The organism is Grimontia hollisae CIP 101886, from assembly GCF_000176515.1.
Taxonomy (GTDB): Bacteria; Pseudomonadota; Gammaproteobacteria; order Enterobacterales; family Vibrionaceae; genus Enterovibrio; species Enterovibrio hollisae.
This window is the reverse complement of record NZ_ADAQ01000013.1, coordinates 747107-761248: the sequence shown is the minus strand read 5'-3', so window position 1 is coordinate 761248 and position 14142 is coordinate 747107. Positions and strand designations below refer to the sequence as shown.

Below are 14142 nucleotides of genomic sequence, written 5' to 3'. Positions count from 1 at the left end.
GGAAATCTGAGAAAATACAGTGACATTAAAAAAACACCAAAAAAAACAATGTCACGACTTTTCCGCTACCTGCTTGCGCTCAATAAATACTGCTTTATCGCGATATTGACAGCCTTTACTTGGGGAAACCTGGCTTCGGCATCGCCAGTATTCCATGCGTTTCCCTATACATCTCCCGATGCTCCCGCAAAGATCACAGACATTGAATATGCCGATGGACGTGGAGTATGGATACTGGACAGCCGTGGGGATGTCAGTTTCTACGATGGACTGCACTACCATAGACTTTCAGCGTTTACACCAATCGGTGCTGATGTGTCACACATTGCCGTGTTTGAGGGCGCACTCTGGCTTATTTCTAAAGGCCAGCTTCTCCGCTACGACATCGATAGCAATAGCCTAACGCCGCAAACGATAACAGGCCAGGTGTCAGACATTGTCTCTACTTCAGAGGGGTTGTGGGTTGCCACATCCACAGATCTCTATCTGATCCAATCAGGGACAACCAATCCCATATATAGGGGAGAGAACCGTTACCAGCGTTTGTTACCTTTTGATAATACCTTACTGGGCACCGCTGACAGCGCGCTCTATGTGGTGGCATCCGGTGAGTTGTTTTTATCGTTATCGGGAGAGCAGGCTTTGAGTCTGGCATCTGATGGTGTGACTGTTTATCTGGGACATGAAAAAGGACTCTCTCTGTATCGTCAGGGAATGCTTGTAGAACGCTTTCTGGATGGAAAGCAGATTAACCATGTCATTGCAAGCGATGAAGGCGTTTGGGCGGGAGGTGAGTCGGGGCTCTACTTAGGGGGGGGAAAAAGGGATAGTTTCACCTTCAAGGAGATAACCGGTGACAATGATGATGCTTTCAGCTTCTCTGGGCGTATGGTGACCGATATTGTACCAGGGCAAGGCGATACGCTTTGGGTGTCTTCAGAGACGAGGCTGCACTTCCGGTCGTCGATAGCGAGAGACATTCGCCGTTTTCCGATGTTTTTACTTTCTTCTAAGCCTGCTCAAGATCAATTAACCGGGCTTGAAGAAAGGGAAGAAGGCTATCTTTTGACCACGCATTATAAGCTGGTTTCTTTAGATGCAGACATGTTACCCAAACGGGTGGTGAGATCAGAGATGGTTATCAATGACATGATACTGTTTGACGATACACTCTGGTTAGCATCCGGTTCAGGACTGAAAGGCATGAACCCTGACACCTTGAAAGAGCGACCTGGTACTGTCCCTGGGTCCTTAAATAGCCTGGTAGTAGACAGGATCTTCAAAGATAGACACTCACTCTGGCTGGTCTCCGGGGAACGGGTGATACGTTTCTGGCCCCGTAGCCGCACAGTCGTGGATTTTGGGCGTGATTGGAGTGGCTCAGAGGCTAACCGGTTGACGTCGATAGCCGAGGTTGCGGAGGAAGGGACGTGGCTGGGTACGACCAATGGGCTTTATATTTACTTCGATGGCCGGTTTCAGCGTGCATTGGCACGGGAAGAGATTGGCACCATTAAGTCTTTGCAATTAGAGCCATCAGGCAAACTTTGGCTGCTGACCGATCAGGGGGTTTACACATATGACAGAAACCGCGCTCTCATGCTTTATGAAGTCTTCGCCAACACCCCAGATGATACTGTGAAGTGTTTATCTGTAAACGGTGATATGGCATATTTTATTGCGACCAAGGGCATTTATGAATACAGTCTTTTGACCGGGTCAAACCGCTTTGTTCAGGGAACGTCTCGAGTTATCCAATCGACACAACATGTCTGTCAGAAGACAACGGATAACATGCTGATCGCGGGAGACTATGGCGTATTCGTCATCCCTAACCCGGCGCTAGATGCATTATTCAAAGTCCCTTCTGTGAGCCTCTCCCCGGGCGCTGTGTATGTCAATGGTATCCCTTGGCGGCTTGGTCCTTCTCAGGATAATCTTTTGCAGCTGACAACTAAAAGCACCGTCGTCATCGAGGTTAGCCGCATGCCTTTTGGTGCCATTTCCCCACTGGTTTATCGGTTAGAAGGCAATTCAGACCCCAACTGGTACTCGACGAATGATCAGCAGTTAGTGTTTAGTGCGCTGGATGCGGGCGAGTACACGTTGACGTTAAAAGTCGGGTACGAAAAAAACGGACTTGATGAGATAAGGCTACTTTCTTTTGTGGTGGTTTCTCCCTGGTATCAACAGGTTGGTTACGTCTTTCTTGTCGTTATTCCGCTCATTATGTTGATGACGCTTTATTACCAACGTAAAAATACGTCGATTAAAGCTCAGAACAAGCAGCTACGTGAAACCGTTCACCGGAAGGTGATAGAGATAGACATGCGTCAGGAGTCAACCCGGCGTTTTTGTCATGGGCTCCCGTTACTGGAGAATAAGGCATTCACTGAGATACTTGTCCCAGAGCCGTGCAGCGAGGAATCGATGGAACACCATCGTTGGCGGACTGCTGCAATGGATGAGATTAATGCCCATTTTCATGACCCTGATTATTCAACGTCTGTATTGGCGAAAGCGATGTGTGTTTCGGAGCGGAGTCTCCAGCGCAGGTTTAAACTGGAATTTGGTATAACGTTCAAAGAAGCATTGATTACAACGCGGCTTGAGAATGCAAAACGTATGCTGTGTCAGGGGGACAAAATCACGGATGTTGCTGTCGCTTGTGGTTTCAATGAGCCGTCTTACTTTACTAAGTCGTTTAAGGCCAAGTATGGCAAGACGCCGTCACAATTCAGGGAGGAGTGTTGTGAAGGTGAAACAGTCGGTCAAGGAAGGTAAGAAAAAAAGAGCGTGGTATAGCCTGATGGCCATACCACGGGCGTCAAAGACACCTTCGCTTGCTGCCGGTAGTGGTGGGAGACCACACACTACCTAGAATCAGGTTCTGATGTGTGTTCATTAAACTGTTTTTTCCCGCTAGTCAGCCAGTAATTTCCCGCCATTGTTTCAAATCGATGAAATAACCGTTATTTATTTGCACCTCCTCGAAATTTTAAGGCGGTTTTTTATGTTGAGAAATCTGCTTTTAACGGTTTTAACGACGGGTTTACTGCGAGTCTGACAGGTAAAATAGGGATATAGATGTGCTTCAACGAAGAAGCGTAGACATGATATTTACAAAGTTAACGTCATAATTGACGTATTTGACGAGCGGAGAACAACACAAATCTGGCTTAACCCATTTATCACCTTCTTTTGTTGATCAAAAACAACTTTCCTTGGGAAACAATTTGCAATACTTTTACGCGTAAATGTTTATGATTCTCATTTTGGTTGTAATTATGAAGCTGACCGAACTTAAACCCGGCATGGTTGGGCGGGTGATTTCCCTTTCTGCGGTACCCACTGTTTCAAGAAAAAAACTGATGACGATGGGGTTGTTGCCTGATACCGATGTCAGTGTTGTGCGCTACGCACCGATGGGGGATCCCATCCAGATCAGGGTGCGGGGATGTGATATAGCACTTCGCTTGTCGTTGGCACAGCACATTGAGGTGGTTGGTCATGAAAAGTAAGCAGTTACTGATAGTCGGAAATCCAAACTCAGGAAAAACCACGCTGTTTAACCGTTTGACAGGCTCGCGACAGGAAATTGGTAACTGGGCCGGTGTAACCGTGGATAAAAAGCAGGGACAGTTGCAACTGGAGGGGGTGTCAACAACACTGACTGATCTCCCAGGCATTTACACTTTAGATAATGTGGATGGAGAAAACAGTCTTGATGAATCCATTGCAATCTCAGCCCTTTTTAATTTTCCTTGTGATTTGATTGTCAATATTCTCGATGCCAGCAGCTTGGAGCGCAGCCTTTATCTCACTTTACAACTGAGAGAGCTCGGCCGCCCGATGGTGGTCGTATTGAACAAAATGGATGTGGTGAAAGCGCAAGGCTTTGAGCTGGATATTGATAAGCTCTCCTCATTGTTGAAATGCCCGGTATTGTGCGTGACAGCCACAGATATGCGTTCAGTCGAAAACCTGAAAGCGTCACTTCTGTCTGCCATCGAACAAGCGGATGAGATGGAGGCAGTGAAGCTTGATTATGGGGCGGAGTTGGAAAGCACTATTGTTAATATTGCTGATGCTTTGATGCAGGACGGTGGCGAATATGCCCGTGCCAATGCAATACGATTGTTATGTGGCGACAGCGCATTGGCAAGGCAGGCATCACCGAACGCTTTGGCGGTCTGTGAGCGTGAAGTCGCTGTGCTCCACACAATGGATACCGATTTGGTCATTGCGGATGTGCGTTACTCCCATGTCGCAGATATATGCCGTGCGACCAAAACCCAGATTGTGCCGCTGAAAGCACGCATCACAGATGCCATTGATGATGTGGTACTTAACCGCTACATCGGTTTGCCGATCTTTTTTGCTGTGATGTACCTGATGTTTATGTTCTCCATCAACATTGGTGGTGCATTTATCGACTTCTTTGATATCGGTGTTGGTGCGTTGCTGGTTGATGGCGGTCACTACCTGCTGGATGACCACCTCCCAGTCTGGTTGGTAACTCTCATTGCTAACGGACTGGGTGGAGGTATTCAGACGGTCGCAACCTTTATTCCTGTCATCGCCTGCCTCTATCTGTTTATGTCGCTACTGGAAGCCTCGGGGTACATGGCACGCGCGGCCTTTGTGCTGGATAAAGCCATGCAGCGTATTGGTTTGCCCGGCAAGGCCTTTGTCCCTCTGGTGCTGGGATTTGGTTGTAATGTCCCTGCAATCATGGCCACCCGGACACTGGATCGGGAACGTGAGCGCAGGTTGGCGGCGGCGATGGCGCCTTTTATGTCATGTGGTGCGCGTCTTCCTGTGTATGCGCTCTTTGCGGCGGCCTTTTTCCCGGAGAACGGACAAAACGTTGTCTTCTTACTCTACTTACTTGGCATTGCCGTTGCCGTTTTCACCGGTGTGGTAATGCGCCGAACTCTGTACCCGGGCGACAGTGAGGCATTGCTGATGGAAATGCCACGCTACGAATGGCCACGTGTGCGGGATATCTGGATGAAAACCTGGCAGAAGCTGAAGCGCTTTGTTTTGGGCGCAGGTAAAACCATCGTTGTTGTGGTCACTGTGTTGAGCTTTGTTAACTCACTGGGTACCGATGGTTCCTTTGGTAATGAGGATTCAGAAAATTCTGTATTGGCGAAAGCGGCACAACTTGTGACACCGGTTTTTTCGCCTATTGGTATTGAAGAAGATAACTGGCCAGCGACCGTGGGGATTATTACCGGTATTTTCGCCAAAGAAGCGGTGGTGGGAACGCTGAATAATCTCTATGCATCGCCCGCCAGTGAAGAGGTGACAGAGTATGATTTGCTGGGTAGCCTGATTGAAGCTGTGCAGACCATACCGGAAAATCTGGTTGGCCTGAATTTCGCTGATCCACTGGGTATTCAAGTGGGCGACCTGCCAAACAAAGAAGCGGTTGCTGAAGAGCAGGAAGTGGATCTGAGTATTTTTGCCAACCTTAGCGCCAACTTCACCGCGGCCAGCGCCTTTGCCTATCTGGTATTTGTTTTGCTTTATACCCCTTGCGTGGCAGCAATGGGCGCTTATGTGCGTGAGTTTGGAAAGCCTTTCGCCGTGTTTATTGCCAGCTGGACGATGCTGCTTGCGGTTGTGGTGGCGACGCTTTGTTATCAGGCAATGATGCTGGCAGTGACACCGGTAACCAGTGTGTCTTGGATGGCTGGCAGTATTGTCTTGATGGCGGCAGCCATTGCGCTGTTGAAGCGGCAAAGCCTCATCAGCAATGCGTTAAGGGTGATTGCTGTATGATTTTGTTTGCCTTGAGAGATTATATTCAGGCTCACCCCAACTGTACGCTGGAGGCGTTGGCAAAGCAGTTCTCCCTGTCTGAAGACGGAGTCGATGCCATGCTGTCTGAATGGATCAAACGTGGCAGGCTCAAAGTCTCAGTGTCTGAAAGAAAAGGAGGCCAGGTAAAGCACTTTACCTGGGTGGAGGGACAGGAACTCGGTGTTACTGTCCTGTATTGACAGACACAGACAGAAAGCGCGGATATGACTCCGCGCTTTCTTTACGCTGCCGGGATAAATCCTTCAATATCACTCAAATGTTTGCGCCACTTCTCTGCCGCATCATTCTGGGCAAGCTCATGGCGCTGAATACCATTGGTATTTCCCCACACAGGACCGGGCCAAGCCGCATCTGTCTGGTAACGGGCGATGTGGTGAACATGGAGTTGGGGCACCATATTGCCTAACGCTCCAATGTTGAGTTTATCTGGTGAGGCATACATCTCCAGTCTTGCTGATACGGCAGAAGACTCGCGGATAAATTGCTGTTGTTCAGCGTCTGAAAGGTGATGGATTTCGGAAATGGATTTGATGCGGGGAACCAATATCAGCCAAGGCCCGATATCCTCTTTGCTCAACAATACACGACAAAGCGGTAAATCGCCGAGCCATGTTGTATCAGCATCAAGGCGTGGATGAAGTTCGAATGGCATTGTTATTCTCTATTTATGCGGAAATCTTCCCAAAGCTACTGCCATTCGTTCCGAATGTAAACCGCAGAGGCAAATACGGTGTGTGTCATTTCCCTCAGTGTTACACCGTGTCGTGATATGACAAAGATTAAACTCTTTGTGGGGCAGCCTTATGCAGTTTGCGTAATAGTCATAGAAAAATCACAAAACCAGTGCCAATTGTGTCATTGAACCACGGTATTTCCAATAAGCGATTAGGCTAAAAAGAGTGCTTTTTTGGGCGTCACATGGAGGCGCATATGGATTACACTGAGGTGCTGGAGTATTGGTTTGGGGATGATGAGAAACCAAAGACCGGTGATGTGCTGAAATCAATGTGGTTTGGGAATGATAAGGATCTGGACAGGCAAATCCGGGATCAGTTCTTACCCTATGTCAGTATGGCGGGGGAAGGTAAGCTGTCCCTGTGGCTGACGTCGCCACAGGGAACGTTAGCCGTCATTATTTTACTCGATCAGTTCAGCCGACGGATTTACCGGGGCCTGAGTGCCGCATTCCGATACGATGAGTTTGCTCTGGCGGTGTGTAAGCGCGGCATGGCAGAAGGGCAGGACCAGCAATTGCCCATCATCCAACGTGTGTTTTTCTATATGCCGCTGCAGCATTCTGAGCATATGGAAGATCAGGAAGAAGCGCTGTTTCTCTTTAGTCAACTGTGCAACTTCGCCAGCCAGGAAGATGCAGGTCTTTATGAGAACATTTTCCGCCGTGCGAGAAATAACTTTGATGTGATCAAACGGTTTGGACGTTTTCCTTCCCGTAATGCCTTCCTTGGGCGTTTATCGACAGAGGAGGAGTTGCAGTGGCTGTCAGGAAAGGGCGCAGGAATGGTACCTTAAACGCCACCTGGTGCCAGTAACAGATTACGGGAAGAAAAAGCCCCACAGTTGTAGCGTGGGGCTTCGTGTTTATAGCCTGTTGTATTCAGTACTTACATGCGCTCAAGGGTTTTAATACCCAACAGCTCCAGACCCTGTTTAATGGTTTTCGCTGTAAGTGCAGCCAGTTTGAGTCGGCTTTGCTTGGTTTCACCTTCTGCATTCAGGATTGGGCAGGCTTCGTAGAAGCTTGAGAATGTGCCCGCCAGTTCAAACAGGTAGCCACACATAATGTGAGGCTGGCCTTCACGGGCGACGCCGTCCACTGCTTCTTCAAATTGCAGCAGTTTAGAGACCAGTGCTTTCTCTTTGTCTTCTGCAACAATGATCTTGCCTTCGATATTGTCTGCATCAATGCCTGCTTTGTTGAAGATAGAAGCAACACGTGTGTAGGCATACTGCATGTAAGGCGCAGTGTTGCCTTCAAAGGCTAACATGTTGTCCCAGTCGAACACATAGTCCGTGGTGCGGTGCTTGGAAAGATCGGCATACTTCACCGCCGCCATTGCAACTGTGGTGGCAATATTGGCTTTTTCTTCTGCAGACAGCTCAGGGTTTTTCTCTTCGATTAGCTTGTTAGCACGCGCTTCTGCTTCATCCAGCAGGTCTGCCAGGCGCACAGTGCCACCTGCACGGGTTTTGAACGGTTTGCCATCTTTACCCAGCATCATGCCAAATGCATGGTGTTCAAGGCTCATGGTCTCTGGTACATAACCGGCCTTGCGGACAATGGTCCATGCCTGCATCAGGTGCTGGTGCTGGCGTGAGTCGATGAAATACAACACGCGGTCAGCATTGAACGTCTCGTAACGGTATTTCGCACAGGCGATGTCAGTGGTGGTGTACAGGAAGCCACCATCACGTTTCTGGATGATCACACCCATTGGCTCGCCGTCTTTGTTCTTGTATTCATCCAGGAAAACGACCATCGCGCCGTCGTCTTCTACCGCCAGGCCTTTCGCCTTCAGGTCTTCAACGATACCGGCCAGCATGTCGTTGTACATGCTTTCGCCCATCACATCCTTGTCAGTCAGTGAAACGTTCAGGCGGTCATAGTTGCGCTGGTTTTGTTCAAGGGTGATTTTAACCAGTTGCTGCCATTTTTCTTTGCAGTATTCATCACCACTTTGCAGGCGAACCACGTAGTTACGTGCGGTTTTCGCGAACTCTTCGTCTTCGTCATAAAGCTTCTTGGACTCGCGGTAGAACCCTTCGATGTCGGAAAGATCCATCGAAATGTCACCACCCTGTGCTTCATGGCGCTCAAGGTTGGCAATCAGCATACCGAACTGGGTTCCCCAGTCGCCAAGGTGGTTAGCTCGGATTACATTGTGACCAAGAAACTCCAGCGTGCGCACAACAGCGTCACCGATGATGGTTGAGCGCAGATGGCCAACGTGCATCTCTTTCGCTACGTTAGGTGCGGAATAGTCAACCACGATGTTTTGTTTTTCTGCTTCAGCAACACCCAAACGGTCACTTGCCAGCGCCGCGTCTGCCTGCTCAGCCAGCCACTCACTGCTCAGGAAAATATTGATAAAACCTGGACCTGCGATTTCGGTTTTCGACGCCATGCCGTCCAATTCGAGAACATCCAGCACTTTCTGTGCGAATTCACGTGGGTTACAACCCAGCTTTTTAGCAACACCCATGATGCCATTAGCCTGATAGTCACCAAATTGTGGTTTCGCTGATTGACGAACAGCCGCCGGGCTGCCTTCCGGGGCACCTGCAGCAACCATGGCCACAGCGACTTTTTCATTAAGAAGGGCTTGAATATTCACTTGCTTACCTTATTTTCGACACCCGGCGAATCGTCTGCCGGGTTAAAGTAAAAATCCGTCAACAATACCGGGTGCAAAGCATATTGCTCTGGGCATGGTTGACGGCTTTAGTACTGAGATTCAGGCACCAAAAGAGGTGCAAAAAGTTAGCGGTAATAATACCCACAAAGTGACGTGGTTTGAAAGCTGAATCCTATGAAATAAGCTGAATTCATCGTGATCGGCGGGTAACGGGAAACCCTGACATTTCAGCATGATTTATGCTGTGGTACATTGCGTCCACTTTTGTCCACAACGAGACCCGATATGTCTGCGCTAACTGTTGAATCGTTATATGCGTCCCTGCCCGGTTTTGCCCTTCGCGTGAAGGAATTGTTGACAACCCTTGAACTGGATTTGGGGGCATACCCTGCCGATCATATTGCCCTCAGGGTGAATGACAGGGCGCTGGCTGAATCACTGCATCAGTCATGGTGCTCGCAGGGGAAAGAACTATCGGTAAATACTATCAATGGCAGACCGATTGTGGTGATCAAGGCCAGTCAGCCATTGGTCTTTGGTGAATGGCAAACCGATTGTGTTGAACTGCCTTACCCGGGTGACAAAGCCTATCCTGAGGAAGGGTGGGAGCATGCAGAGTGGGTGGTACCATCACACGCCACCACGCCAGAAGCCTTGCTCGATGATGTGTTTTTGCTGTTCCCCGCGCTTAAAGCGAAGTGGGACGAGCTGGCTACGCTGGGAGTAAAAGTAAAACTGAGCGCTCCAGCGGGGGAAGGGGAACGCATTGCTAACCCCACGGTGGCATTTAAAGCCAATGGTGTGTGTGTGAAACTCCACCCAGTCAGTCTTGAACAGGTGATTGAAAGTGAAAAAGGAGCCTGAGGCTCCTTTTTGTTATCTACCGGTTCTGGGTTACAAAATCACTGTTTTATTGCCGTAAACGAAAACCCTGTCTTCCAGTACCTGACTCAGTGCATTGCTGAGCACGGTTTTCTCAACGTCTCTGCCTGCCTTAACCATATCTTCCGCGCTGAAAGTGTGGTCGACGTGCTTGGTATTCTGATCGATGATTGGGCCTTCATCCAGATCATTGGTGACAAAATGCGCCGTGGCCCCGATAAGCTTCACGCCGCGCTCCCACGCCTGGTGATAGGGGCGGGCACCGATAAAGGCAGGCAGGAAGCTGTGATGGATGTTGATGATCTTGCGGGGGAATTTCGCGACAAATCCCGGTGTCAGCACGCGCATAAATTTTGCCAGTACGATGTAATCCGGCTGGTAACCATCGATGACATCAACTATCTGGGCTTCATGTGCTTCGCGCTCCAACCCTTCATGACTGACAAAATGGAACGGAATATCAAACTTCTCTGTCAGTGTGGCCAGTTTGTCGTGGTTGCCAATGACAGCAGCTATATCCACGTCCAAGGAGCCGTCATAGGCTTTCATCAGGATATCGCCCAGACAGTGGGATTCTTTGGTCACCATGATCACAACGCGTTTGCGTCGCTTGGCATTGACCAGCCTGCGATGGCTGCCCTTGGGTAGGGCCTGATCGATATCCAGCAGGAAGGTTTCATCATTGAAAATACCTTCCAACTCGGTACGCATAAAAAACTGACCCGTGCTGTGGTCGACGTACTCGTTGTTGTGGATGATATTAAGTTGGTGCTTGTAACAGATGTTGGTGATTTTGGCGATGAGGCCTTGTGCATCGGGGCAGTCCGTCAGCAGGATTTTTCTTTCCATAGAAACGTGTTTCTCGTGATGAATTGTCATTCTGTGCTTCATCACGTTTTACTCTGAATTGGCCTGAAGGTCAAAGCGTTACCACCTGTGTGGCGATGTGGATGGATTGTTGGCATAATGCAATCCTTTCAAATACTGTATAAATGACCAATGATTTCTAAGGTTTTCTCGACGACAGGCGCCTTGGCCCGTGCGATAAAAGGCTTCCAACCTCGTCAGCCACAGACAGACATGGCACTTTCCGTGGATCGTGCGATTAAAAACCGCACCCAATTGGTCGTGGAAGCCGGAACGGGAACGGGGAAAACCTATGCCTATCTGGTGCCTGCGCTGTTAAGTGGCAAGAAAACCATTATCAGTACCGGCTCGAAAAACCTTCAGGAACAACTGTTTCACCGTGATCTCCCCTTGATGATCGATACCCTGGGTTTCACCGGCCGTGTTGCCCTGTTGAAAGGGCGAGCCAATTATCTTTGCCCTGAGCGACTCAGCCGCCAGATGATTGAAAGCCATGATGGTCACGCGGATCCCACACTTCTCAGCCAACTGGTGAAAGTGCGTGGTTGGTCATCGGAAACCAAAACCGGCGATCTCGGTGAATGCGACGATCTGGCGGAAGACAGCCCAATCATTCCTACTATCACCTCGACCAATGACAACTGTCTTGGCAAAGAATGCCCAAGTTATGACGAGTGCTTTGTGGTGAAAGCGCGAAAACGGGCAATGGATGCCGATCTGGTGGTGGTGAACCATCACCTTTTCCTCGCTGACCTTGCTATTAAGGAAACCGGTTTTGGTGAGCTTATTCCGGAAGCTGATGTATTCATCTTCGATGAGGCGCACCAAATCCCGGATATTGCCAGCCAGTATTTCGGCCAGAGCCTGTCGAGCCGCCAGCTTCAGGAACTGGCGAAAGACATCAATATTGCCTACCGCACTGAGCTCCGTGACACCAAGCAGCTGGAAAAAGTGGCCGATCGCCTGTCGCAGTCAGCGTCAGATCTGCGCATTGTGCTTGGTGAACCGGGCTTTCGTGGCAACTGGCGCGAAATCTGTGCCTCACCGTCTGTGGCAAGGGAGTTGGTGCGTCTGAGCGATGCACTGGAGCTTGCGCATGATGTGATGAAGCTGTCCCTTGGAAGAAGTCAGTTGTTGGATGCGGCGTTTGACCGGGCGACATTGCTGAAAGCAAAACTTGAGCGCCTGAAAGATACCTCGATCCCGGGCTATTCCTATTGGTACGAGTGCAGTCGTCACCATTTCAGCCTGAATATCACGCCACTGTCTGTAGCGGAAAAGTTCCGTGAGCAAATCCAGCTACAGGATGGGGCATGGATTTTTACCTCGGCAACACTGGCGGTGAACGATGATTTCAGCCATTTCAGCCATCGCCTCGGTCTGGAGCCAGCTGAACAATTTACCCTGCCCAGTCCCTTTGATTATGAAAAACAGGCGATTCTCTGCGTGCCACGTTTTTTGCCCGAACCCAACAGCTATGGGCTTGCCGATAAGCTGGTACATATGTTGATGCCAGTGATTGAGCAAAACAAAGGCCGGTGTTTCTTTCTTTGTACCTCACACCAGATGGTGCGTGATTTATCTGAGCGGTTCCGTGAATCTCTCGACTTGCCTGTGCTTGTTCAGGGAGAGACCTCCAAGCAGAAACTGTTGGCAGAATTTCTGGAACTGGGGAATGCGCTACTCATTGCTACCGGTGCCTTCTGGGAAGGGATAGACGTTAGAGGACAGGCGCTGAGCTGTGTTATTATCGACAAATTGCCGTTTACTGCGCCGGATGACCCACTCTTGAAAGCCCGCATCGAAGATTGCCGCATGCAGGGGGGCGATCCTTTTTCCCAGGTACAAATTCCGGATGCTGTGATCACCCTGAAGCAGGGGGTTGGACGACTTATCCGGGACCGAAGCGATCATGGTGCGCTGATTATCTGTGATAATCGTCTGGTCAGCCGCTCCTACGGCCAAACCTTCCTGCGCAGTTTACCGCCAATCCCACGCACGCGGGATCTGGCAAAAGTCGGTGAGTTCCTTGCCGAAATAGATAAGAACAATGAATCTGCAGCAACGTCTGCTGCGTCAGAGGTATAGATGACGTCTAAGATCCTTGCCGTTGATACGGCCACTGAAAACTGCTCCGTTGCCCTGAAAGTCGGGAGTGACGTGATTGCGCGCTGTGAAATGGCGCCGCGTGAACATACCACGAAAATCCTGCCAATGGTCGACAGTGTGTTGGCGGAAGCCGGGTTAACCCTGAATCAGCTCGATGCACTGGCGTTTGGCCGTGGACCCGGCAGCTTTACCGGTGTACGTATCGGGATTGGTATTGCACAAGGTTTGGCGTTTGGTGCGGGTTTGCCGATGATTGGCGTTTCAACCCTGGCTGCGATGGCCCAGCAGGCGTACCGTATCCAACAGGCAACACATGTGCTGTCCGCGATTGATGCCCGAATGAACGAAATTTATGTCGGTGGCTACCAACGCCTTGCTAATGGCGACTGGGAGACTGTCGTATCGGAAGCGGTAATGGCTCCTGAAATGTTTACCCCGGCACTGACAGAGGCCGCGTGGTCGGTAGCAGGAACGGGATGGCAAGCTTACCCGGATTTGCAAGGCCAGCTACACTTGTCAGTGAGTGACAGCGGTGTGCTTTATCCTGAATCACAGGACATGTTAATTCTTGCACATCACGCGTTTGTGCGCGGTGAAGCAGTGGATGCGGAACATGCGAGCCCTGTCTATCTTCGTGATACCGTGGCCTGGAAGAAACTGCCCGGTCGCGAATAAACACTGTTTCGGCAGGTGATGTGAATCTATTCAGGATCAGCCATGGTTTCAATTCAGGGAGTACCACAGCAGGCTTTGCGTGCTGGAAAGGCGGGGCGCAAACAGCCACAGAAAAAGCAGGCGACAAATGATGTCTCTGAGCCTTCACAGGTGGCAAAAGCCGTATCCCTTGGGATTCGTAATCCGGAAAGGGCTCAGGATGCCTTCGAGCACATTCACTATGACCTGCCGGACGGACGCAGCAGACATGCATTAGCGTCCTATATGGATGTGAAAAATCAGGACAAACGGGATGAACTTATCGCCATGTTCGGCGTAGATGTCTTCGTTTAGCCAGCTCCTCGTACCACTTGCCTTCCCCTCTCTGTGGTAGGCTTCGCGCGCTCTCAATCGGACATTGTCC

At 49.9% G+C, this 14142-nt stretch carries 12 protein-coding genes; 9 read left to right on the top strand and 3 right to left on the bottom strand.

Annotated features, from left to right (window positions below):
* The first annotated feature begins 48 nt into the window (after positions 1 to 48).
* The 4 genes from VHA_RS16270 to VHA_RS16255 all read left to right on the top strand — a co-directional run bounded on the left by VHA_RS16270 (position 49) and on the right by VHA_RS16255 (position 6011).
* Entirely contained in the window at positions 49 to 2784 is a 2736-nt protein-coding gene (locus tag VHA_RS16270; protein WP_040529308.1) for a helix-turn-helix domain-containing protein, read from the top strand.
* Positions 2785 to 3287: 503 nt separating this feature from the next.
* The gene (locus VHA_RS16265) at positions 3288 to 3521 is read left to right on the top strand and encodes a FeoA family protein (protein ID WP_005506308.1); all 234 of its coding nucleotides are present in this window, start codon (positions 3288 to 3290) and stop codon (positions 3519 to 3521) included.
* Entirely contained in the window at positions 3511 to 5790 is a 2280-nt protein-coding gene (feoB, locus tag VHA_RS16260; protein ID WP_005506306.1) for a Fe(2+) transporter permease subunit FeoB, read from the top strand. The genes VHA_RS16265 and feoB overlap by 11 nt, the downstream gene beginning before the upstream one ends.
* On the top strand, positions 5787 to 6011 hold the full coding sequence (locus VHA_RS16255; RefSeq protein ID WP_005506304.1) for a FeoC-like transcriptional regulator: 225 nt from the start codon (positions 5787 to 5789) through the stop codon (positions 6009 to 6011). The genes feoB and VHA_RS16255 overlap by 4 nt, the downstream gene beginning before the upstream one ends.
* Before the next feature lie 41 nt (positions 6012 to 6052).
* Here the strand turns inward: VHA_RS16255 and VHA_RS16250 are convergent, their stop codons facing one another.
* Entirely contained in the window at positions 6053 to 6484 is a 432-nt protein-coding gene (locus tag VHA_RS16250) for an HIT domain-containing protein (RefSeq protein ID WP_005506302.1), read from the bottom strand.
* A 278-nt stretch (positions 6485 to 6762) separates the two neighbouring features.
* Between VHA_RS16250 and VHA_RS16245 the strand changes: the two genes are divergently transcribed.
* On the top strand, positions 6763 to 7362 hold the full coding sequence (locus tag VHA_RS16245) for a DUF924 family protein (RefSeq protein ID WP_005506300.1): 600 nt from the start codon (positions 6763 to 6765) through the stop codon (positions 7360 to 7362).
* A 92-nt stretch (positions 7363 to 7454) separates the two neighbouring features.
* On the opposite strand, the gene argS is transcribed toward VHA_RS16245, so the two are convergent.
* Positions 7455 to 9185, bottom strand: coding sequence for an arginine--tRNA ligase (gene argS / locus VHA_RS16240; RefSeq protein WP_005506299.1), 1731 nt, complete (start codon positions 9183 to 9185; stop codon positions 7455 to 7457).
* Between the two features lie 306 nt (positions 9186 to 9491).
* Here argS and VHA_RS16235 point away from each other — a divergent pair, with 306 nt between their 5' ends.
* Complete coding sequence (locus VHA_RS16235; protein WP_005506298.1) at positions 9492 to 10070, top strand: VOC family protein; 579 nt, start codon at positions 9492 to 9494, stop codon at positions 10068 to 10070.
* Positions 10071 to 10100: 30 nt separating this feature from the next.
* On the opposite strand, the gene purU is transcribed toward VHA_RS16235, so the two are convergent.
* Positions 10101 to 10937, bottom strand: coding sequence for a formyltetrahydrofolate deformylase (gene purU / locus VHA_RS16230; protein ID WP_040529307.1), 837 nt, complete (start codon positions 10935 to 10937; stop codon positions 10101 to 10103).
* 150 nt (positions 10938 to 11087) lie between these two features.
* Here purU and yoaA point away from each other — a divergent pair, with 150 nt between their 5' ends.
* Genes yoaA through VHA_RS16215 form a run of 3 tightly spaced genes read left to right on the top strand, consistent with a single transcriptional unit; the run spans position 11088 to position 14072 of the window.
* Positions 11088 to 13043, top strand: a complete 1956-nt coding sequence (gene yoaA, locus VHA_RS16225) for a DNA repair helicase YoaA (RefSeq protein ID WP_005506295.1) — start codon at positions 11088 to 11090, stop codon at positions 13041 to 13043.
* A complete protein-coding gene (gene tsaB, locus VHA_RS16220; protein WP_005506293.1) occupies positions 13044 to 13739 on the top strand; it encodes a tRNA (adenosine(37)-N6)-threonylcarbamoyltransferase complex dimerization subunit type 1 TsaB in 696 nt (231 codons plus the stop codon).
* 42 nt (positions 13740 to 13781) lie between these two features.
* Complete coding sequence (locus VHA_RS16215; RefSeq protein WP_005506286.1) at positions 13782 to 14072, top strand: hypothetical protein; 291 nt, start codon at positions 13782 to 13784, stop codon at positions 14070 to 14072.
* Positions 14073 to 14142: the final 70 nt, after the last annotated feature.

Excerpts from the sequence above, each read along its gene's own strand:
- VHA_RS16270 (WP_040529308.1), top strand. The coding sequence starts at position 49 with ATGTCACGACTTTTCCGCTACCTGCTTGCGCTCAATAAATACTGCTTT.
- VHA_RS16265 (WP_005506308.1), top strand. The coding sequence starts at position 3,288 with ATGAAGCTGACCGAACTTAAACCCGGCATGGTTGGGCGGGTGATTTCC.
- feoB (WP_005506306.1), top strand. The coding sequence starts at position 3,511 with ATGAAAAGTAAGCAGTTACTGATAGTCGGAAATCCAAACTCAGGAAAA.
- VHA_RS16255 (WP_005506304.1), top strand. The coding sequence starts at position 5,787 with ATGATTTTGTTTGCCTTGAGAGATTATATTCAGGCTCACCCCAACTGT.
- VHA_RS16250 (WP_005506302.1), bottom strand. The coding sequence starts at position 6,484 with ATGCCATTCGAACTTCATCCACGCCTTGATGCTGATACAACATGGCTC.
- VHA_RS16245 (WP_005506300.1), top strand. The coding sequence starts at position 6,763 with ATGGATTACACTGAGGTGCTGGAGTATTGGTTTGGGGATGATGAGAAA.
- VHA_RS16235 (WP_005506298.1), top strand. The coding sequence starts at position 9,492 with ATGTCTGCGCTAACTGTTGAATCGTTATATGCGTCCCTGCCCGGTTTT.
- purU (WP_040529307.1), bottom strand. The coding sequence starts at position 10,937 with ATGGAAAGAAAAATCCTGCTGACGGACTGCCCCGATGCACAAGGCCTC.
- yoaA (WP_005506295.1), top strand. The coding sequence starts at position 11,088 with ATGATTTCTAAGGTTTTCTCGACGACAGGCGCCTTGGCCCGTGCGATA.
- tsaB (WP_005506293.1), top strand. The coding sequence starts at position 13,044 with ATGACGTCTAAGATCCTTGCCGTTGATACGGCCACTGAAAACTGCTCC.
- VHA_RS16215 (WP_005506286.1), top strand. The coding sequence starts at position 13,782 with ATGGTTTCAATTCAGGGAGTACCACAGCAGGCTTTGCGTGCTGGAAAG.